The organism is Virgibacillus oceani, from assembly GCF_014638995.1.
GTDB classification, from domain to species: Bacteria; Bacillota; Bacilli; order Bacillales; family Amphibacillaceae; genus Virgibacillus_E; species Virgibacillus_E oceani.
In genome coordinates this window covers 165,389-187,680 of the sequence record NZ_BMFR01000003.1, presented here as the reverse complement: position 1 = coordinate 187,680, position 22,292 = coordinate 165,389, and the positions used below count along the sequence as shown (strand labels likewise).

The 22,292-nt window shown below is 37.5% G+C and carries 19 protein-coding genes; all 19 read left to right on the top strand.

The features are described from left to right. Position 1: 1 nt before the first annotated feature. The 19 genes from IEV74_RS06200 (at position 2) to spoIIGA (ending at position 22,282) form a co-directional block, all read left to right on the top strand. A complete protein-coding gene (locus tag IEV74_RS06200) occupies positions 2 to 382 on the top strand; it encodes a DUF3397 domain-containing protein (protein ID WP_188454493.1) in 381 nt (126 codons plus the stop codon). 186 nt (positions 383 to 568) lie between these two features. Continuing rightward, positions 569 to 2,194, top strand: coding sequence for a bacillithiol biosynthesis cysteine-adding enzyme BshC (bshC, locus tag IEV74_RS06195; protein ID WP_188454492.1), 1,626 nt, complete (start codon positions 569 to 571; stop codon positions 2,192 to 2,194). Between the two features lie 286 nt (positions 2,195 to 2,480). Beyond that, the gene (gene mraZ, locus IEV74_RS06190) at positions 2,481 to 2,912 is read left to right on the top strand and encodes a division/cell wall cluster transcriptional repressor MraZ (protein ID WP_188454491.1); all 432 of its coding nucleotides are present in this window, start codon (positions 2,481 to 2,483) and stop codon (positions 2,910 to 2,912) included. A 23-nt stretch (positions 2,913 to 2,935) separates the two neighbouring features. Then, positions 2,936 to 3,913, top strand: coding sequence for a 16S rRNA (cytosine(1402)-N(4))-methyltransferase RsmH (gene rsmH / locus IEV74_RS06185; RefSeq protein ID WP_188454490.1), 978 nt, complete (start codon positions 2,936 to 2,938; stop codon positions 3,911 to 3,913). Next, complete coding sequence (gene ftsL, locus IEV74_RS06180) at positions 3,913 to 4,287, top strand: cell division protein FtsL (protein WP_188454489.1); 375 nt, start codon at positions 3,913 to 3,915, stop codon at positions 4,285 to 4,287. Before rsmH ends, ftsL begins: the two co-directional genes overlap by 1 nt. Before the next feature lie 16 nt (positions 4,288 to 4,303). Then, entirely contained in the window at positions 4,304 to 6,526 is a 2,223-nt protein-coding gene (locus tag IEV74_RS06175) for a penicillin-binding protein (protein WP_188454488.1), read from the top strand. Positions 6,527 to 6,619: 93 nt separating this feature from the next. Continuing rightward, a complete protein-coding gene (locus tag IEV74_RS06170; RefSeq protein ID WP_188454487.1) occupies positions 6,620 to 8,563 on the top strand; it encodes a stage V sporulation protein D in 1,944 nt (647 codons plus the stop codon). Positions 8,564 to 8,688: 125 nt separating this feature from the next. Next, positions 8,689 to 10,161, top strand: coding sequence for a UDP-N-acetylmuramoyl-L-alanyl-D-glutamate--2,6-diaminopimelate ligase (locus IEV74_RS06165; protein WP_188454486.1), 1,473 nt, complete (start codon positions 8,689 to 8,691; stop codon positions 10,159 to 10,161). A 2-nt stretch (positions 10,162 to 10,163) separates the two neighbouring features. Continuing rightward, positions 10,164 to 11,528 carry a UDP-N-acetylmuramoyl-tripeptide--D-alanyl-D-alanine ligase gene (locus IEV74_RS06160; RefSeq protein ID WP_188454485.1) on the top strand — a complete coding sequence of 455 codons (1,365 nt, stop codon included), beginning with the start codon at positions 10,164 to 10,166 and terminating at the stop codon, positions 11,526 to 11,528. A gap of 35 nt (positions 11,529 to 11,563) precedes the next feature. Next, positions 11,564 to 12,550, top strand: coding sequence for a phospho-N-acetylmuramoyl-pentapeptide-transferase (mraY, locus tag IEV74_RS06155; protein ID WP_188454484.1), 987 nt, complete (start codon positions 11,564 to 11,566; stop codon positions 12,548 to 12,550). Next, the gene (murD, locus tag IEV74_RS06150; RefSeq protein ID WP_188454483.1) at positions 12,547 to 13,896 is read left to right on the top strand and encodes a UDP-N-acetylmuramoyl-L-alanine--D-glutamate ligase; all 1,350 of its coding nucleotides are present in this window, start codon (positions 12,547 to 12,549) and stop codon (positions 13,894 to 13,896) included. The genes mraY and murD overlap by 4 nt, the downstream gene beginning before the upstream one ends. 147 nt (positions 13,897 to 14,043) lie before the next feature. Beyond that, complete coding sequence (spoVE, locus tag IEV74_RS06145; RefSeq protein ID WP_188454630.1) at positions 14,044 to 15,144, top strand: stage V sporulation protein E; 1,101 nt, start codon at positions 14,044 to 14,046, stop codon at positions 15,142 to 15,144. 602 nt (positions 15,145 to 15,746) lie between these two features. Beyond that, positions 15,747 to 16,538: a cell division protein FtsQ/DivIB gene (locus tag IEV74_RS06140; protein ID WP_188454482.1), complete on the top strand. Its 792-nt coding sequence runs from the start codon at positions 15,747 to 15,749 to the stop codon at positions 16,536 to 16,538. Continuing rightward, on the top strand, positions 16,522 to 17,223 hold the full coding sequence (locus IEV74_RS06135) for a DUF881 domain-containing protein (RefSeq protein WP_188454481.1): 702 nt from the start codon (positions 16,522 to 16,524) through the stop codon (positions 17,221 to 17,223). The genes IEV74_RS06140 and IEV74_RS06135 overlap by 17 nt, the downstream gene beginning before the upstream one ends. Before the next feature lie 4 nt (positions 17,224 to 17,227). After that, positions 17,228 to 17,956 carry a DUF881 domain-containing protein gene (locus tag IEV74_RS06130; protein WP_188454480.1) on the top strand — a complete coding sequence of 243 codons (729 nt, stop codon included), beginning with the start codon at positions 17,228 to 17,230 and terminating at the stop codon, positions 17,954 to 17,956. A gap of 2 nt (positions 17,957 to 17,958) precedes the next feature. Next, on the top strand, positions 17,959 to 18,327 hold the full coding sequence (locus IEV74_RS06125; RefSeq protein WP_188454479.1) for a small basic family protein: 369 nt from the start codon (positions 17,959 to 17,961) through the stop codon (positions 18,325 to 18,327). A gap of 168 nt (positions 18,328 to 18,495) precedes the next feature. Then, on the top strand, positions 18,496 to 19,782 hold the full coding sequence (gene ftsA, locus IEV74_RS06120; RefSeq protein WP_188454478.1) for a cell division protein FtsA: 1,287 nt from the start codon (positions 18,496 to 18,498) through the stop codon (positions 19,780 to 19,782). Between the two features lie 111 nt (positions 19,783 to 19,893). Continuing rightward, on the top strand, positions 19,894 to 21,030 hold the full coding sequence (gene ftsZ / locus IEV74_RS06115) for a cell division protein FtsZ (RefSeq protein WP_188454477.1): 1,137 nt from the start codon (positions 19,894 to 19,896) through the stop codon (positions 21,028 to 21,030). Positions 21,031 to 21,358: 328 nt separating this feature from the next. Further along, positions 21,359 to 22,282, top strand: a complete 924-nt coding sequence (gene spoIIGA / locus IEV74_RS06110) for a sigma-E processing peptidase SpoIIGA (protein ID WP_229683076.1) — start codon at positions 21,359 to 21,361, stop codon at positions 22,280 to 22,282. Positions 22,283 to 22,292: the final 10 nt, after the last annotated feature.

The following is a 22,292-nucleotide window of genomic DNA, read 5'->3' as shown; positions in this document are numbered from 1 at the left end:
CATGTTCGATATTATTATTTATTTCATTGCATTGTTGATTACGGTGCCACTTGCTGCGACCTGGATTGTGTATAAAATTGCACTGAAAATACATAAACAAAGATGGCGTGCAATTCATACTGCAGTCAATTGGACAACTTGCCTTTACATATTTGCAGTAATTGCATTATTAACCATTGTATTTGAGAAACAGCTTGCCGCATTTGTTCTAATTGTATTATTAAGTTTCTTTACATGTATCATCATTATCCAATGGAAACTGAAAACAGAGGTCGTATTTTCTAAAGCATTCAAAGGGTTTTGGCGCTTTTCTTTTTTATTTTTTTCCTTCTGTTATGTCTGCTTAGTATGCATTGGTCTTGTTCAGGAAATTTTGTCATAGTTTTGCGTGCGAGTGGCTCGAATCGTATTTAAATTCCGTGTTTACTGCGGTCTCTTATTTACGCTTTTAGCCCCTGATCAAACCCGTTTTACTTTAGGTTCAAACAGATTAAATGAAATTTTATTGGGTTTTATGTACAATACGTATTGGACTATACCCATTACGTTTTAAAGGAGAAGTAATCTTATGAGGATCGACCCTATTCAAATACAGAAACAATCTAAATTAATAACGGATTATCGTAATAGTGAAGAAAATATTATGCAGTATTTTGATTACCTTCCTTTTGAAAAAACGACATATCAAGACAGGATCAAGGATTTAAAGGAACGAAAATTTAATCGAAAAAAACTGTCGGAAGCATTAAAAATCATGAATCATAATTGGGAAGCCCCTAAGGCTACATATGAGAATATTGAGCGGTTAACAGATGAGAATAGCGTTGTCGTGATTGGCGGTCAGCAAGCAGGTCTGTTAACCGGACCGATGTATTCCATAAATAAACTTATATCGATTATCCAATTAGCCAGGCAGCAAGAAGAAGAATTGCAACTTCCGGTTATACCTGTTTTCTGGATTGCCGGAGAAGATCATGATTTTGATGAGATTAATCATATTTTCCTGCCAGACGTTCCAAAGATGAAAAAATATAAATTATTGCAGCGCGTATTGGGAAAAAAATCTGTTGGCCATATTCCCAAAGACGAAACATATGCAAACCAGTGGCTGACATCTGTGTTTGAACAGCTAAAGGAAACTGAACATACAAAACATTTATTTGCGACTGTTAAGGATTGTCTGGATAAGGCTGATAATTATGTTGATTTCTTTGCAAGATTAATTTATCAGATATTTGATGATGAGGGTGTCGTATTAGTTGATTCATCTAATCCGGAAATACGGAAATTGGAAAATGACAGCTTTGTAAACTTACTTGAGCTTCAACCAGAAATAAGTAAAGGTGTTTACGATAATGAACGTCGGTTAAAGCAGAAGGGATATACTATTTCACTGGGTGTTTTAGAAAATGATGCACACATTTTTTATCATAAGAATGGTGAACGGGTATTATTAGTGCGGAATGATTCAGGTGACTGGGTAGGTAAGCAAAATGAAGTGCTTTTAACAATGAAGGAACTCATAACAATTGCTAAAGAAAAACCAGAGCTTCTAAGTAATAATGTTGTAACGCGGCCATTAATGCAAGAATTGCTTTTCCCAAGTTTAGCGTTTATTGGTGGTCCGGGAGAAATAAGCTACTGGTCTGCACTTAAACCGGTTTTTCAAGCATTTAAGATAAACATGCCACCAGTCATTCCACGCCTGTCGTATACATTTGTTGAGCGAAATGTGGAAAAGTTGTTAATGAAATATGATTTAACGGGCGAATATGCAGTAAACTATGGAGTGGAATCGGAGCGGGATCAGTGGCTTGCTGCTAAAAATGATCCGCCCATACCCCAAGTTGCTAAAGGGATAAAGGAAGCGATTGATGAAGCCCACAGGCCGCTTCGTGAAGCAGCAAAAAGCATTCGTTCAGACCTAGGTGATCTAGCCGATAAAAATTTAAATTATCTTTTTTGTGATATTGAATTTTTGGAAGATCGTTTAATGAAAGAGATGAAGGAAAAATATGCAAAGGAATTATATGAATTTAATGTGATTAATACTGTTCTTCGTCCTAATGGCGGATTGCAGGAGCGAATGTGGAATCCATTACCATGGATAAATGATTACGGTGTACAGTTCATTAAGGACCTGACAAAAGCAAATTGCTCATTTGAAAACGAGCATTACCTAGTATATTTATAAACCTTTGACTGATCATTAAATTTTAATATTTTTTTGGGGGGTACCACTTTCCCCCACCATAACAAATAAAAGCTGTCTTTTAGCTTATCATTACGGTTCAATATGCAAAACAATTGTATTTACAACTTGTTTTGCGAATTTCTTTAACCGTAACGGAAGGCTATAAGGACAGCTTTTTTTATGACTTTATAACTAAATTTAAACTGGAAAAAGTTTTTTTGGAAAATTAGGTGGTGGATTGTGGGGGGATGTGGTAATATAAAAACATGAAGGTGGGGAGAACCATATGTTCATGGGTGAATTTCAGCATAACATTGATGCGAAGGGGAGAATCATAGTCCCTGCTAAGTTTCGTGAAGAGCTTGGCGATAGCTTTGTTGTGACACGCGGACTTGATAAATGTCTGTTTGCATACCCAATGAACGAATGGAAACTATTAGAAGAAAAGTTAAAGAAACTCCCACTTACAAAAAAAGATGCAAGAGCTTTTACACGGTTTTTCTTTTCTGGAGCAGTAGAATGTGAAATTGATAAACAGGGAAGAATAAACATTCCAGGACCATTAAGAAATTACGCAGTATTGGAAAAAGAATGCGTCGTTATTGGCGTATCAAACAGAATTGAATTCTGGGCGAGTGAAAATTGGGATGACTATTTCACTGACTCTGAGGAATCTTTCGCGGAGATTGCCGAGAATCTAATGGATTTTGATATCTAACAGCATAGAAGCAGGTGTAACCCATGTTTGAACATTATAGCGTTTTAAAAGAAGAAACGATTATTGGATTAAATATCAACCCAAATGGTACATATGCAGACTGTACACTTGGTGGCGGTGGGCATTCCGAAAAAATTGCTTCCAGATTAAGTGAAAACGGATTGCTGCTGGCGTTTGATCAGGATATAGATGCTCTAAATGCAGCTAAATCTAGATTGGATGCTTATCGCGATCGAATTACATTTATTCATGCTAATTTTCGCAAGCTTGAAGAAATGCTTGCCGAACATAATATTGACCACATTGATGGGGTATTATTTGATCTAGGCGTTTCCTCACCACAGTTGGACCGCGGGGAACGTGGGTTTAGTTATCAGCATGATGCAACACTTGATATGCGTATGAATCAGGAACAAGATCTGACTGCTTACGAAATTGTCAACTCATGGCCATATGAAAAGTTAGTGAAAATATTTTTTGCATATGGCGAGGAGAAATTTTCGAAACAAATAGCTAGGAAAATAGAAGAATATAGGAAAACAAACGAAATTGAATCAACACACGAATTAGTAGAAATAATCAAGGAAGGTATTCCAGCACCGGCACGAAGGAAAGGCGGGCATCCTGCTAAACGGGTTTTTCAGGCATTGCGAATTGCTGTTAATGACGAACTAGCAGCATTTAACGATGCGTTACATCAAGCGGCGAAAGCTGTTGATGTTAGAGGGCGGATAGCGGTTATAACCTTTCATTCTCTAGAAGACAGATTATGCAAACAAGCATTTAAAAAGTGGAGCACTGCTAGGGAAGTACCACGGAATTTACCGGTTATACCCAAGGGACATGAAGCACCATTTAAGATGATTACTCGTAAACCAATCGTACCAAGTGATTTGGAGCTTTCACAAAATCGCAGGTCACGATCATCAAAGTTACGTATTGTTGAAAAAGTTAACGAATGGAATTCAGATTTTACTTATCAAGAAGGGTGGAAAAAATAATGAGTACAAATCAAGCACGCAGCTTTCAACCAACTCACACTTCGCATTCGCCGCAAAGGGAAAAGCAAGTTGCAATTAAAGTTCGTAAAAGCAGCTGGATTACAAAAGGTGAGAAAGTATTGTATACTGTGGTAGGTGTTTGTTTAATTTTAGCTGGTATTTTCATTGTTTCTTTTTCATCATCGACTGATTCAGTAAATAGGGAAATTCAATCATTAGAACGTACAATTCAAACCCAGAAAGTTGAAAATGACGGGTTGAAATATGAAAAAAAAGAATTGAGCAGACCTGAAAGAATCATTAAGATTGCAAAAGAAAATGGATTGAAAATACAAGACTCAGAGGTTAAACATGCAAGTTTGATAAACAAATAATCAGGGTGAATATGTCATGAAAAAAAATAAGACAACACACTTTATGTCAGGAATTTTTATTCTTGTATTTGTTGCGATATTTTTAATCTTAACTGGAAGGTTTTTGTACATACAAGCTACAGGTGAGATTAACGGTGTTTCGTTAGAAGAATGGGCTGATAAAAAACGGACATCATCCTATCCTTTAAATGCAGAACGAGGCAAAATTTTTGATAGCAATGGAATGACATTGGCATATGACCGTCCGACTTTTAGTATTTATGCCATTGTGGATGAAACATATACGACAGATGAAGAGGAGCCAAAGCATGTAAAAGATCCGGAGAAAACTGCGGAAGTGCTGGCTCCTTTGTTGAATATAGATAAAAGCTATATTCAACAAAGGCTTGAGAAAGGGATTAAAAACGATAAGTTCCAAGTGGAATTTGGATCTGGAGGAAAAGAGTTATCACAGAAAACGAAGGATAAGATTGAAGATCTGGATTTACCTGGTATAAAATTCGACAAGGAAGCTATCCGTTATTATCCGAATGGAATGTTCGCTTCACATATTATTGGATTTGCGCGTAAGGGTGAAGATGGGAAAACCTCAGGTGTAACCGGTATGGAACGGGAAATGAATAAGCTTTTGAGCGGTAAGGCAGGGCATATTTCCTATCAGCGCGATAAATATAATACAAAACTATTAGATCCAAACGAGGTTATTAAACAACCAAAAGACGGTGATAATGTCTATCTAACTATTGATCAAAAGGTTCAAACGTTACTAGAGGATGTTATGTCACAAGTAGATAAAAAATATGAGCCTGAACGAATGACCGCGATTGTCATGAATCCAAAGACAGGTGAAATTGTAGCAATGAGCAACAGACCCAGCTATAACCCCAATAACCCCGCAGATGTGGAAAATTGGTACAATGATGCAGTTTCGACACCAATTGAACCAGGGTCGACAATGAAAATGTTCACATGGGCATCAGCGATCGATGCAGGTGTTTATAATGGGAATGCAATGTATAAATCGGGCAGCTATAAAGTTACAGAAGGCAGCGTGCCGATAAATGACCATAACGGCGGAAGAGGCTGGGGCACCATTTCTTTCAATGAGGGATTCAGGCGCTCATCAAACGTCGCTGCGGCAAAATTGGTAAGCGGAGTAATTGGTCCGGAAAAGTATCTAAACTATTTAAAAGCATTTGATTTTAATCAAAAGACAGGAATTGATTTACCAGGTGAAGTTATTGGAAGAATTGTGCATAATCCCAATGCACCAAGAGACATTGCTTCAACTGGGTTCGGACAGGCAAGTACATTTACGCCTATTCAGATTATGAAAGCAGCTTCTGCAATTGCAAATGATGGAAAAATGGTTAAACCATACGTTATTTCAAAAATTGTTGACTCAATTACAGGTGAAGAACTGAAGGAAACGTCACCTGAGGTAGTTGGCAAACCAATTTCTAAAGAAACCTCCGATAGAATGATGGAATTGTTAGGTTCTGTTGTGACGGCAGAAGATGGTACAGGAAAAGGCTTCAGTCTTGAAGATTACTCTGTTGCTGGTAAAACAGGTACTGCACAATATACTGTTGATGGAAAATATGCGACTGGTCGCGAAAAATATATCTTTTCTTTCTTAGGGATGGCACCTGCAGATGATCCGCAGCTAATGATGTATGTCTCGATAAAGCATCCGCAATTAGAGGCGGAACATGGATCCGTGCCAGTTTCATTTATTTTTAAAAATGTCATGAAAAATAGTCTGCATTACTTAAACATTAAACCGGATAAGGAATCGACTAATTCTGTTCAAACTGTTAAGATTCCTGAATTAAAAGGCGAAGGTACAAAGGCTGCAAAACAAGCTTTAAAAGGGTTAAATGTAACGGTAATTGGTGCAGGTGACAAAATTATTGGAGCAAGTGCTGCTGAAGGGGAAGAATTATTACCAAATGACAGGATACTGTTATTAACCGACGAGCCAACCATGCCAGCTATTATTGGCTGGTCATTAAGAGATGTTTTACAGCTGGCAGAATTAGCTCAATTGGATATTGAAACAATAGGAAATGGTTATGCCTTCAGTCAAAGTATCAAAGAAGGTACTGCTATTAAGAAGGGTGATTATCTAGGGGTAGAACTAAAGCCCCCGGAAAAGGAAAAAAAGAATCCGGATAAGGAATCAGCGGAAAATCAGGAAGGAGAACAAGCAGAACAAGATTCAGAGCAATCAGAATAGGATCTAGTGTACCTAATAAAAGAAACAGTGTTCTATTCAGTTTTTCTAGTTCATATAGTTGATACAAGCCTACCTATGAAAAGGGGATGGAAGATGAAACGTGTATCTGCTGTTACGGTTAGAAAGCGAATAGTTACTGTTTTTCTTTGTGGTTTACTTATACTCGCGATAATTGATTTTCGTCTTGGCTATGTGCAATTTGTTATTGGCGATCAATTAATGGCAAAGGCGAACAATTTATGGACAAGGGATATAACATTTGAAGCAGAGCGAGGGAATATACTAGATGTAAATGGCGAGATCTTAGCTGAGAATGTCTCTGCCCCTTCTGTCATGCTTGTTCCAAGGCAAATTGAAAATCCGCAAAAAACTGCAGAGCAGCTAGCTAAAATATTGGATATGACGGTTGATAAAGCATATGAATACGTTACACAAAAGGAATCGATGGTAAAAGTTCATCCGGAGGGAAGAAAAATATCTAAGGAACAAGAAGAAGCAATACGAACCCTTAATTTGGATGGTGTTTATCTTGCCAAGGATTCAAAACGCAATTATCCAAACGGAAACAATCTGGCACATGTATTAGGGTTTACAGGTATTGATAATCAGGGATTAATGGGGCTGGAACTCTATTATAACGATAAGCTCAGTGGTGATAAAGGAAGTCTATCATTCTATTCTGACGCTAAAGGCAAGAAGCTTGAGGATCTTGCCGATATATATAAATCACCGCAGGATGGATTGAATTTAAAAACGACAATCAATACAAAGGTTCAAACCATTATGGAACGTGAACTTGATTTAGCTGTTGCCAAATATAACCCGGATGGGGCACTAGCCGTTGCTGTCAATCCTGATACGGGGGGGATCATCGGTATGACATCCAGACCAAATTTTAATCCAGAAAATTATCAAGAGGTGGATTCAAAGATATACAACCGGAATTTACCTATTTGGAGTACGTATGAGCCAGGTTCAACGTTTAAGATTATAACATTAGCTGCTGCATTGGAAGAAAATACAGTAGATCTAAAAAATGATGTGTTTAACGATGATGGTGATATTTCAGTAGGAGGTACAGAACTACATTGCTGGAAGAGTGGTGGACACGGTCATCAGACATATTTGGAAGTTGTTCAAAATTCCTGTAACCCCGGTTTTGTCAATTTGGGGATGGAATTAGGCAAGGAAAAGCTGTTTTCATATATTAAAGACTTTGGATTTGGCAAGAAAACAGGTATCGATTTGCAAGGAGAGGGAAACGGGATTTTATTCAAGCCAGAGAATATTGGACCGGTTGAACTTGCAACAACAGCATTTGGGCAGGGAGTTTCGGTTACGCCGATACAGCAAGTGATGGCAGTAGCTGCGGCTGTCAATGGCGGCTATTTATATGAACCGCATATTGCCAAAGAATGGATCGACCCTAGGACAGAAGAAACCGTTGAAAAAATTGAACCCACGATGAAAGAGCGTGTAATTTCCCAAGAAACATCAAAAGAAGTGCGACTTGCTTTGGAAAGTGTTGTTGCGAAGGGGACCGGTCGACCAGCATACGTTGACGGCTACCGGGTTGGAGGGAAAACGGGTACAGCTCAGAAAGTAGGGCCGGATGGACATTATTTGAAAAACAATTACGTCGTGTCATTCATTGGCTTCGCACCTGCCGATGATCCAGAAATAGTTGTATATGTAGCAATTGATAATCCAAAGAATACAGTCCAATTTGGTGGTGTTGTTGCAGCACCTATCGTTGGGACAATAATTGGAGACAGCTTAAGAGCCCTTGGAGTGAAGCAACGAGAAGGTGGCTTAGATAAGGAATATATGTGGCCAGAGCAACCGAAAATAGAGGTACCTGATTTAATTGGTTTAGAGAAAAGCGAATTAACGGAATATATGACTAATCTATCCATTGAAACAAGCGGTGCGGGAGACACTATTATTAATCAAGCACCGCAGCCAGGTACTAAAGTTGAACCTGGTTCAAAAATCAGAATTTATTTATCTGGTAAAAAGGACAATAATTCCGACTAAATCTTTGGTATAATTAGTTAGTGTTATTATTCGTGAAAATTAAAAAGAGGGTGAATCCACCCTCTTAAAAATTGACATCGTTTAGAATACATATGTGGGATATTATTAAGGATAGGATGATTAATATGAAATTATCAGAAATTATTTCTGTATTACCATTCTATGATACTGCAACACTCGCAGATAACGACGTTGAAATTAATGATATCGAAATAGATTCAAAAAAAGTTAAACCAGGGGATTTGTTTGTTTGCATACGGGGTTTTAGGGTAGATGGACACGACTTTGCCGCAGAGGCAATTTATAATGGCGCTGGTGCAATTTTGACGGAAAGAAATTTAAATTTATTCGTTCCAACAATAATTGTTCCTGACACATCGCGCGCGTTAGCGATGATAACGGCAAAGTTTTTTGATTTCCCATCGGCAAAACTTCCGCTAATCGGAGTTACTGGAACTAATGGGAAAACAACAACAACGTATTTATTAGAAACTATTTTTAATCAATTACAAGTGAAAACAGGAATAATTGGAACCATTCAATTAAAAGTAGGGAATGAAACGTATCCAGTACCGAATACAACCCCAAATGCATTGTTTCTGCAAAAAACCATTAGGAAAATGAAAGAAAAGAATGTATCGGTTGCCATAATGGAGGTCTCCTCACACGCACTGGATATGGGCAGGGTCTATGGCTGTGATTTCGACATCGCCATTTTCACCAATCTTACACAGGATCATCTTGATTATCATAAAAATATGGATGATTATTTACACGCAAAAAGTCTGCTGTTCGCGCAATTAGGGAATACCTATGACAACGGAAGAAAAAAGTTTGCTGTTATTAATATGGATGATCCGCACTATGAAAAACTAAAAAGGAGTACAGCACAGTATGTTATTCCATATGGTAATAACCACGATGCTCTAGTGAAGGCAAAAAACATACGATTAGATATTACTGGTACATCATTTACACTAGATGCACCTATTGGAAATGTCCATGTAAACAGTAAACTGATTGGAATGTTTAATGTTTATAATATGCTTGCTGCGAGTGCAGCAGCAATTGCAGCAGGTGTACCAATATCCATTATCAAAAGTGCGCTTGAAATCATACCTGGAGTAAGTGGACGCTTTGAGCCAGTGCAGGTGGGTCAACCATTTGCGACAATAGTAGATTATGCACATACACCGGATTCTTTGGAAAACGTCCTGCAAACGATCAAAGACTTTGCCAAGCGAAACATTTATGTGGTTGTTGGCTGTGGAGGTGATCGGGATCGGACGAAAAGGCCATTAATGGCTGCTATCGCATTAAAGTATGCTGACTACGCCATATTTACGTCCGACAACCCAAGGACAGAGGATCCGCAAGTTATTTTGGATGATATGACACAAGATTTAACCGATACGCATTATGATGTGGTTGCAGATCGTAAACAGGCTATCTTCCAAGCGGTTTACCTTGCGAAAGAGGATGATATAGTATTAATTGCTGGTAAAGGACATGAAACCTACCAGCAGATTGGCAACGTAAAATATAAATTCGATGATCGAGAAATTGCGAAAGAAGCAATTCTAAGTAAGGGGAAATAAGTATGCTATTTACAACAGAATGGATATCCAATACATTTACAGAATATCAAGGAGCTGCACCAGATACAATACCAATTGATGAAGTTACAACAGATAGCAGAAAGAAAACGAAAAAGGGATTATTTATTCCATTAATTGGTGATAACTTTGATGGGCACGATTTTATAAAACAAGCGTTCGATAATGGGGCCGTGGCAGTGATCTGGGACAAAAGCAAAAATTTGCCGGAATTTTTGCCAACAGATTTTCCGGTATTTTTAGTTGATGACACTTTAATTGCCTTGCAGAAACTTGCAGCTGTTTATCGAACAGAAATCAATCCAATCGTAATTGGAATAACAGGTTCAAACGGTAAAACAACGACAAAAGATTTAGTGGCGGCTGTGGTAAAATCACAGTATAGGACTCATTATACGGATGGCAATTTTAATAACCATATAGGAATGCCACTAACGATTCTTGCAATGGATAGACAAACAGAGGTACTTGTACTTGAAATGGGTATGAATCATTTTGGCGAAATAGAACAATTATCGACTATTGCTCGACCCGATGCAGCTATTATTACGAATATTGGGGAATCACACATTGAATTTTTAGGGTCACGAGAAGGGATTGCAAAAGCAAAGCTTGAAATTACCAGCGGACTTAAAAAGGATGGGATTTTAATCATTGATGGCGATGAACAACTGTTAAAGCAAGTACATAAGCGCGATCATGTTATAACGTGTGGTTTTTCAAGCAATAATGATGTAATAATTAAAGAGGTGTCTATTCAGCATGATCAAACGGTCTTTAACCTTTCTGATGGTACCGAATATACTATTGCCTTGTTAGGAAAACATCACGCTAAAAATGCTTCCTATGCAATTACACTTGGCAAACGATTAGGCATAACAAGAGACACCATTAAGCAAGCTTTGTTATCACTTGAGCTTACTTCCATGCGTTTTGAAATGTTAAAAGGGAAACATAATGTGTCCGTAATAAATGACGCGTATAATGCTTCTCCTACGTCAATGAAAGCAGCGATTGAAGTGGTTAAGCAAATGACCGGATTTAGCGATAAAGTTCTTGTGCTAGGAGATATATTTGAATTAGGTGAACATGCTAAAACGTTACATCAATCTGTTGCAGAAGTAATCGATTCACCAATTACAGCACTCTTTACTTTTGGCAATGATTCAGAAATAATTTCCAAAGCAGTTCAAAAGCAAAATAAACCAATTATTTGCAGGCATTTTAACACAAGGGAAGCGTTATTGAATGAACTGCATGCCTATTTAAACGAGGATACATTACTATTATTTAAAGCGTCCCGGGGAATGCAATTTGAATTATTTGTAAAAGAAATTATACAGCCATAAATTTATGGACGGATGCTGCAAGAGGAGGAGAAACAGTGAATATTACCGTATTAATTTTAACCATAGCGATAGCATTTCTTATTACCGTCCTGTTATCACCAATTTTAATTCCGTTCTTAAGACGATTAAAGTTTGGACAAAGTATTAGGGAAGAGGGACCAAAATCCCACCAGAAAAAAACAGGTACCCCCACAATGGGCGGTATCATGATTGTTATTAGTGTCATTATAACTTCATTGATTATGATAAATAAAACGAATGCTGAGCAGATTGGCTATGAAATTTGGCTTTTGATTTTTGTTATCCTTGGATATGGAATTATTGGTTTTCTTGATGATTTTATAAAAGTAGCCATGAAACGAAATCTTGGTTTAACATCTAAACAAAAACTGCTAGGACAGCTGATTATAGCGCTTGTTTTTTATTTTATTTTACGTGCTAACGATTTTCCGACTTATATTCAAATCCCTGGTACGAATATTCAATGGGAACTCGGTTGGGGATACGCATTTTTAATCATTTTTATGTTAGTTGGATCTTCTAACGCAGTAAATTTAACCGATGGGCTGGATGGGTTGTTAGCCGGTACAGCTGCAATCGCATTTGGCGCATTCGGTATATTAGCTTGGTATGGATTTCCGCAGCATGAGGTAGCTGTATTCTCGTTAGCTGTGGTTGGTGCATTATTAGGATTCCTTGTATTCAACGCCCACCCTGCAAAGGTATTTATGGGTGATACAGGGTCACTTGCTCTTGGCGGGGCAATTGCGGCAATAGCAATACTAACGAAGCTGGAGATTATTTTAGTTATTATTGGTGGGGTATTTGTAATAGAGACGCTTTCGGTAATCATCCAAGTTATTTCATTTAAAACAACTGGAAAAAGGGTATTCAAAATGAGCCCATTACACCATCATTACGAACTATTGGGGTGGTCCGAATGGCGAGTGGTAACGACATTTTGGCTAATAGGACTTATTTTTGCAGCTCTTGGCATATACATTGAGGTGTGGTTAACTTGAAAAAATTGACAAACTTTCCTTATTCACATGTACTTGTTTTAGGTTTAGCTAAAAGTGGCACCGCAGCAGCTAAATTGCTCCTGCAAAATAACATACACGTTCGTGTGAATGATATGAAAACCGACGAAAATGATAAGATTGTTAAGGAATTAACAACGATGGGGGCAGAAGTTATTGTCGGCTCCCATCCTCTTTCTGTTTTAGAAAGCATTGAATTAATCGTAAAAAATCCTGGTATTCCATATGAAAATCCTGTATTAGCAGAGGCCGCAAAACGTGGTGTTCCAATCATTACGGAGATTGAACTTGCGGGTAATCTAGTTGAAAGTTCAATTATTGGAATAACGGGATCAAATGGCAAGACGACTACTACGATGCTTACTGCTGAAATGCTGAAAAGAAGTGAACAGCCTGTAAAAATGGCTGGAAATATTGGAACTGTTGCTACTGAAGTTGCACAAACACTTGGTTCTGATGAAAAAATGGTTTTGGAGCTCTCTTCTTTTCAGCTGATGGGAATTCAACAATTTAAGCCGAAAGTAGCTGTGTTGTTAAATATTTTTGAGGCACATCTCGATTATCATAAATCATTTGAAAATTATAAAGAAGCGAAGTGCAATATTTTTAAAAACCAAACGAATCATGATTACTTAGTATACAATGCAGAGGAACCAGTTGTAGTTGAGGCGGTTGCTAATGCCAAGGCTGCGAGAGTTCCATTTTCAGTAAAACGCCGGCAGGAACATGGGGTTTGGGCTGATGAAGAAAGCATTTATTTCAAAAATGAAAAAATTATGGCTAGACAGGATATCGTTCTTGTCGGGGAACACAATCTGGAAAATATTCTGGCTGCTGTCGGTGCCGCGAAATTAAGTGGTGCTACAAATGACGGTATATACGAGGTTTTAACCACATTTTCAGGTGTAAAACACAGGCTGCAATATGTGGAGAAAATGAATGATCGCTTATTTTATAATGATTCAAAGGCGACTAATATATTGGCCACTCAAAAAGCGTTGCAATCTTTTAAACAGCCAACGATATGGTTAGCTGGCGGACTCGATCGCGGGAATGGATTTGATGACTTATTACCTCATTTAGAAAATGTAAAGGCAGCTGTGCTATTTGGTCAAACTAAAGAAAAGCTTAAGGAAGTCGCTGAAAAAGCAGGAATTGAAACGGTCGAAGCTGCAGAAAATGTAGAGGACGCTGTGAAAAAAGCGTACCAATTATCAAACCCTAACGATGTCATATTATTATCCCCAGCATGTGCCAGCTGGGACCAATATCGAACGTTTGAGGAAAGAGGAGACATGTTTATTCAAACTGTGCATACATTAGTGTAGGGGCTTGTCTTATAAATACCAGGTGTAAGGAGCCAAAGAACGGAATGGTGACCATTGCTTGGATTAATTTCTTTAACCTGTGAACAAAATAATAGTGATAACGCCCCTATTCAATTATGGATTGGGGTGTTTCTTTTGTTTCGGAATCTGTTTAAGCATCAAAATGCGCCTGACTATACATTGCTTGTAGTAGTTCTTTCTTTAATCGTAGTTGGTGTCGTTATGGTTTATAGTTCATCCTATGTCTGGGCGGATTATAAGTATGATGATATGTATTATTATTTAAAGCGGCAGCTCCTGTTTACGGGTGCTGGTGTTGCGGCAATGTTTTTTATCATGATGATTCCCTATGGAACGTGGAAGAAGTATGCGAAAATTATCTTACTAAGTTGTTTTGTATTGTTGTTGCTTGTGTTAATTCCAGGTGTTGGGATGACGCGTGGCGGTGCGCAAAGCTGGATAGGTGTTGGAGCATTCAGTATTCAGCCTTCTGAATTTATGAAGCTTGGATTGATCATCTTTTTATCTGTATATTTAGCGAGTAATCAAAAATATATCACTTCTTTACGGAAAGGTTTTATTCCCTCGTTATTACTGGTTTTTACAGCGTTTGGCTTGATTATGCTTCAGCCAGATTTAGGTACTGGTGTAGTGCTGGTTTTAACCTGTATGGCATTGATTTATACTGCCGGTGCAAGGCTTTCCCATTTTTTTGGACTAGCATTCCTTGGTTTGGTTGGATTTTTATTTCTAATTATTTCAGCACCGTATCGGATTGCCAGGATTACAGCATTTTTAAATCCATGGCAGGACCCACTAGGTGATGGTTTTCAAATCATTCAATCTCTTTATGCGATTGGACCGGGTGGCTTGATGGGACTTGGTCTTGGAGAAAGCTTACAAAAATATTTTTATTTACCTGAACCGCAAACCGATTTTATCTTTGCCATAATAGGTGAGGAGCTGGGTTTTATCGGTGGAACCTTTGTGCTAGTTTTGTTTGCACTTCTATTTTGGAGAGGGATAAAGATATCACTCGGTGCACCAGATCAATTTGGACGTTTTCTTGCTTTAGGAATTGTGTCGATGTTAACCATACAGGTTATGATAAATATAAGTGTTGTAATTGGGCTGATTCCAGTAACCGGTATAACGTTGCCTTTTCTAAGCTATGGAGGATCGTCGCTGACATTAACCCTCTGTTCAGTAGGTATTTTATTAAATGTAAGCAGATATTCCTCGATATAGAATGTCAAATTACAAGACTGGTTAATGATACGTTTTTATTACACATTGGACGTAAAATGCGAAGTAATATTCTCGGTTCGCCGTCCGGGATCGCTCCGGACGGATGCGCACCTTAGGGCACGGCCTCAGTCTCCTCGAGAAACCCACTCTTTGGTGTCTTCGGACTCGTGCTTTTCTGAGCAGGAGTCACCGCCCTCCACTCACCCGGACTAGTGCAGTGGAATTAATATATATCGGTACTTACATAGATTGTAATTATTAAATATAACGTATCTATAATATCTTTAAGAAATCATGATTACGTTATAAATACACTTACTAGCAGGCTGTGGTACCAAAGAGCATCCAAAATGAAGCGAAATCACCACAAGTATTTACGTCACAGTTACCAAAACTACGTAATAATAGTGTACTAAATTTTTATTAAACGTGTATTCTAAATATAATTACATAATCTGTAATTTTTGAAATAGAAAAAACTAGGTAATATGTACTACATGCTTCTGGACAAGTTATGATATAATTCAAGTAACATTGCGAAACGGCACACTTATTAAAGTGCCGTTTCATTTGTTAAATTTTAGATAAAGGAAGAAATAGGAATGAGCAAAAAAAACATTGTTTCGATTGAAGACCGTATTCCAAAATTGAAACAAGCCCGTAAGAAAAAGGCAAATAGACGCTTAATTTTTTATCTTTCTATTTTTTTCCTGTTGATAGCTGTCATTGTTTATTTACAATCTCCATTAAGTCATGTAAAAACGGTCCAAGTAAATGGTAATACATTTGTACATGATACTGAGATAATCGAACAAAGTAATCTAATGAATGACACAAACATCTGGACAATAAATGAGAAAGAAATCAAACAAGCTATTAGTAAAAATCCTGTAATAAAATCAGTCAGCATAGACAAAAAGCTTCCCTGGACAGTTAAGATTAATATAAAAGAATATAAGAAAGTTGGTTACATCAATAAGGATAATCAATATTACCCTATATTAGGCAATGGCCAGCTGCTGGATTCACTTGAACAAAAAACGGTAAACGGTGATGCGCCTCTATTATTAAACTTTACAGATAAACAAGTATTGCAGTCAATGACAGACGAATTAAAGAAATTACCGAGTAGTATATTAAATATTATTTCAGAGATTCATTGGGTACCCTCGGATGAAAATAAGAAAAAAATTGTATTATACATGAATGATGGATACATTGTTGACGGTACTATTCGGGAATTTGCAGAAAAAATGGAGGTTTATCCATCTATCGTCGCTCAATTAAAACCGGAAAGTAAAGGGATAATCCATATTGGGGTAGGTGCTTATTTTGAATCATTTGATAAAAAGGAATCGGCAGAAGAGGAGATAGAGGATGAAACTGAAGGGTAGACACGTGGTTATTTCACTAATTCTACTCGTTTCCGGGTTTTTAGTTGCCTACAGTTATCAACAAGCAAAAGACGATCCGAAAGTAGTTCAATTATCTGAACAAAAATGGGAAAAGAACTATGAATATCGAAAACAGGCAATCGACTTAGTTGATAAGAATAAAGAATTACGAGAAGAATTAGATGCGAAAATGCAAAAGATACAGGACCTGGAAGCAGAGCTCTCAAGTAAAGAAGAATTGGTTGGTCAATATGTTGATCAAAAAAAGCAGCTGCAACTATTAACCGGAAAATTGGCTGTGGCTGGTGATGGTGTTCAAGTTGCCTTAAACGATGCCAATTATATTCCAAATGAGGAAAATGCTAATAATTATATTGTGCACGAAAGTCACATACACAAAGTTGTTAACGAATTGTTTAGTGCCGGTGCAAAAGCAGTCGCAATAAATGGACAACGTATAATGGAGGATTCTTTTATAGCTTGTATCGGACCAGTAATATCTGTTGATGGGGTGGAATATCCTGCTCCTTTTATTATTAGTGCAATCGGAGATCCTGAGGTGTTATTTCCAAGTATAACCTTGACAAATGGTGTTAAGGATCAGCTGGAAAGTGAAAATATCGAAGTGAATATTAAAAAGGTCAATGATCTGGAAATGGATGCTAACATTGCGGGGGAACGGTGATTACATGAAATCAAAATATAATCTGATCGTATTGCTCGTATTTCTTCTTGCGGGTTTTATGATTGCCGTGCAATTTCAATCCTTTCAGAAACCAAAGGAACGGGATACAAGGGACACATGGGAACTTCGGGCAGACATACAAAAACAGCAGAAAACACAACAGGAACTGTATGCCAATATTCAACAAGCTGAAAAAATTATTAATCAATACCAATATGACTCGATTACTCAAACGACGAAAACGTTAAAAAATTCTGTACAGCAATTAAAGGAAGAGGCTGGTTTAACCGAAAAAAAAGGAAAAGGTGTGGTTTTCAAGGTTGAACCATTATTCCAGGAAAGCATGAAAGATGTTGATGTGCAGGTTTATCCTGTATTGACACAAGAATTATTATCCCGGTTAATTAATGAATTAAATAAGTATGGTGCAACAGATATTTCAATAGCAGATGAACGGGTAATCAGTATTACGCCGATACGAAATGTAAATGGAAATATTTATGTGAATAACCATCCATTACCACCGCTTCCTTTTGAAATAAAAGTGTTGGCGGAAGACCCAAAAAAACTTCTAAGCTACGTGGAATATAGTTCCATACGTGATTATTTTGCTATTGAAAATATTAATTTGCTGGGCAAAGCCAAAGACACTATCGTATTACCTAAGTATGACCAAGACATTCATTTAGAATCTATTCACCTGCTAGAGGCTGAGGATGCGAACGGAGAATAAAAATGTGGCTACCTTTTGTTTTTTTACTATTTGGTATCGTGTTGGGATTATTGACAGATATCAGAATTCCAGAAGAATACACGGATTACCTTTCGATAGCTGTCCTAGCAGCATTTGATACATTACTTGGCGGAATCCGTGCACACTTAGAGGGGAAATTTGATGACAAGGTATTTATAAGCGGATTTTTCTTTAATGTTTCTTTGGCAGCATTTTTAGCATTCATAGGTGTACAATTGGGTGTTGATTTATACCTGGCAGCTGTATTCGCATTCGGCGTTCGATTATTCCAAAATATAGCGCTAATACGAAGATATTTAATAGAAAAACGCTATTTTATGAAGAAAAGGAAAAAAACAGAGGAAAAATAAAAGGAATTAACCATTTTTTGTTGAATTATTTCAATAATATATTTTCTTTTTCTGTTTATTCCTATAGAATTATTAATTATAATACTATAATAGATAAGTAGACGTAAAACGATCTGATTATATATTCTGAAAATTATCGGATTCGTCTGAAACTGGAGGTGCCTTTCTTTGAACAACAACAGTGAAATACTAGTAAGTCTAGACATAGGTACATCAAAAATAAAAGTTATTATTGGAGAAGTATTGAATGATTCACTGAACATTATTGGTGTTGGTAGCGCGAAATCAAATGGCATGAAAAAAGGTGCTATTGTTGATATAGATCAAACCGTACACTCAATAAAAAATGCAATTGAACAAGCTGAAAGAATGGTAGGGATGCAAATTGATAGTGTTGTCGTAGGTATTAATGGCAATCATGTACAATTGCAAACCTGTCACGGGGTTGTAGCGGTACAAAGTGAGAATAGAGAAATTGGCGACGAAGATATAACAAGAGTAATTGATGCTGCTAAAGTTATATCAATTCCGCCTGAACGGGAAATCATTGATGTCATACCAAAGCAATTTATTGTTGACGGATTGGATGAAATTAACGATCCAAGAGGTATGATAGGTGTCCGTTTAGAAATGGAAGGGACAATTATCACTTGTTCAAGAACTGCATTACATAACATTTTAAAATGTGTTGAACGTGCAGGGTTACAAATTTCAGATATTTGCCTGCAGCCACTTGCGGCAGGATCTATCGCATTGTCTAAAGATGAGAAAAATCTTGGCGTTGCATTAATCGATGTCGGTGGCGGATGTTCAACTGTATCACTTTTTGAAAATGATCACCTGGTATCTACAAGTGTTGTTCCGCTAGGCGGGGACAATATTACAAAGGATTTATCTATCGGACTAAGGACATCGACAGAAGAAGCAGAAGATATTAAGACCAATCATGGCCATGCTTTCTTCGATGATGCCAGAGAGGATGAAACATTTGAAGCATCGATTATCGGCAGTAATACCTCGCAAACCTATAATCAATTGCAGATTGCCGATATGATTGAAGCAAGACTGGAAGAAATATATGCATTTGCAGAACGGGAAATTAGAAGAATGGGGTACCACGAATTACCAGGCGGCTATGTTCTAACAGGTGGTACAATGAAAATGCCTGGTGTATTGGAATTAGCGCAGGATTTATTCCAGTCAAATGTTAGAATGGCAATACCGGATTACATAGGTGTAAGAGAACCGCAATTCACTGCGGGGGTTGGAATCTTGCAATTTGCCTATCGAAATGCGAAAATACAAGGAAAAGAATTACTTCCATCTGTGATTGTAAATTCGTATGAGCAGCCAAAACCAAAACGAACCAAGAAACAACCACAACCAGAAGAACATACTGAAAAGAAGAAAAAGGAATCCGGAATAGCTAATTTGTTTAAGTATTTTTTTGATTAGACAGCGTTCCCTATCACATAAACACGAGTGAGAGGCTTGTACATATTGTGATATGATATTACTTAACTTCTAGTAAACTTGTAACTTTGCACAAATTAGGAGGAACGATTTATGTTAGAGTTTGATACAAATATGGACCAGCTTGCAACAATAAAAGTGATCGGTGTCGGTGGCGGCGGAAATAATGCCGTTAATCGCATGATTGAACATGGTGTTGAAGGTGTAGAATTCATCGCTGTCAACACAGATGCACAAGCTTTGAATCTATCTAAAGCAGAAGTGAAAGTGCAAATTGGCGGTAAACTTACCCGCGGATTAGGCGCTGGTGCTAATCCCGAGGTAGGCAAAAAAGCTGCTGAAGAAAGCAAAGAGCAGCTTGAAGAAGTACTTCAAGGTGCTGACATGATATTTGTAACAGCTGGAATGGGTGGAGGAACCGGTACTGGTGCTGCTCCAATTATTGCACAAATTGCGAAAGATCTCGGAGCATTAACAGTCGGTGTCGTTACACGTCCATTTTCTTTTGAAGGAAGAAGAAGGTCTACTCAAGCAATTTCTGGTATCGAAGCATTAAAAAACAGTGTTGATACATTGATTGTTATTCCAAACGATCGTTTATTAGAAATTGTTGACAAAAATACCCCAATGCTTGAAGCATTCCGTGAAGCAGATAATGTTTTACGTCAAGGTGTACAAGGTATCTCGGATTTAATCGCCAAACCGGGTTTAATTAACGTTGACTTTGCAGACGTTAAAACAATTATGTTTGACAAAGGTTCCGCATTAATGGGAATAGGTGTTGCTACAGGAGAAAATCGTGCAACAGAAGCTGCTAAAAAAGCAATTTCATCACCATTATTAGAAACGTCAATAGATGGTGCGCATGGGATTCTTATGAATATCACTGGCGGAACTAACTTGAGCCTATATGAAGTTCAGGAAGCTGCGGATCTGGTAACATCAGCTGCTGATAATGAAGTAAATGTTATCTTTGGTTCCGTCATTAATGAGAACTTAAAAGATGAGATTATTGTAACCGTAATTGCTACTGGGTTTGATGAAAATCAAAAGGTTGATAATCAGCCGAAACAACGTCCAATCATCAATCATAAACAACACGCTGCGACAACAATGAATGATGATGTTCAAAGGGATACCATGAATCAGCAACAGCAGCAGCGTTCTAAACAGGAAGACGATACTCTGGATATACCAACATTTTTACGTAACCGTAATCGCAACAGATAGGATTATAGATGAAATGGGTCAAACTGATAGATTTAATCGGTTTGACCCTTTTTTTGTGAATTTCTCTGTATTGATTGTAACTGTATGCTATTTTCAGCTCTGGCGCTAAAACATTGCACCCAGGTTTCCTATAACACAAGAACAAGTCTTCCTCGTATTTGACTCTCCGACAAACTCCCTAAAAACTTGTTAAAATTAGCATTTTTATGCAGACAAGAAGTGACAGACTTTGCCTATTTAGTTCGGTATACTTTCTTTAACTCAGGTAATCTTTCTGAATGTCTACATAGTTAATAGGTTCCTGGGTGGTTATGAGGAAAGGAAGAGTATGGTGACTATTTATCTCGATGCTGTTTGGGTATTGAATTTCCTATTGGATATGATGCTTCTCATGCTAGCGCAAATCTTGGCAAAAGACAGTACGAGTAAAATTAGAATAATGTTTGGAGCATTTATCGCTTCCTTGCTCATACCTTTAACACTCTATTTTCCAGAATCATTTTTTACCACAGTTATCGGAAAATTACTTTATTCGATAATTATTATTTTATGCAGTTTTAAGTTTTATTCTTTTTATCAGTCGTTAAAAATGCTTTTGTTATTTTATTTCACTACTTTTGCTATTGGGGGTGGATTAGTAGGCTTACATTTTTTGTTTCAAAATCCGATTGGCTTTTCAGCATCAGGTATACTCACGTATAACGCAGGCTACGGCGATCCAGTCAGCTGGCTATTTGTTGTTATCGGATTTCCAGTAGTTTGGTGGTTTACGAAGATTCGTATGGACAAGCATGCCACAGAAAAAATTCGTTATGATCAGCTTTATCCTGTGACGATTCAAATCAATCACCAAACCAATTCTACTACTGGATATATTGACAGTGGGAACCAATTAGTCGATCCATTGACAAAGAAACCGGTAATCATTTGTGATGAACAGTTTTTAAAAAAATGGTTCTCTGAAGATGAATGGGGTCGGTTAAAAACTGCACATGAAGAATTGGACTTTGAAAAAATTCCCGGCGATTGGGAGAAACGAATTCAGATTGTCCCATACCAAGGTGTAGAGGGCAGACGAACATTTATGCTGGCGATTAAGCCTGACAATTTAATTATCTATTACGATTCAAAAAAAATAGTTACACGAAAAATTTTGATTGGAATTCAATTCGCGGATTTAACGAATGATCGGCGTTATCATTGTTTACTTCATCCACAAATCATAAAATTAGCAGCTGTTGAAACAGCATAAAAGGGAGAGA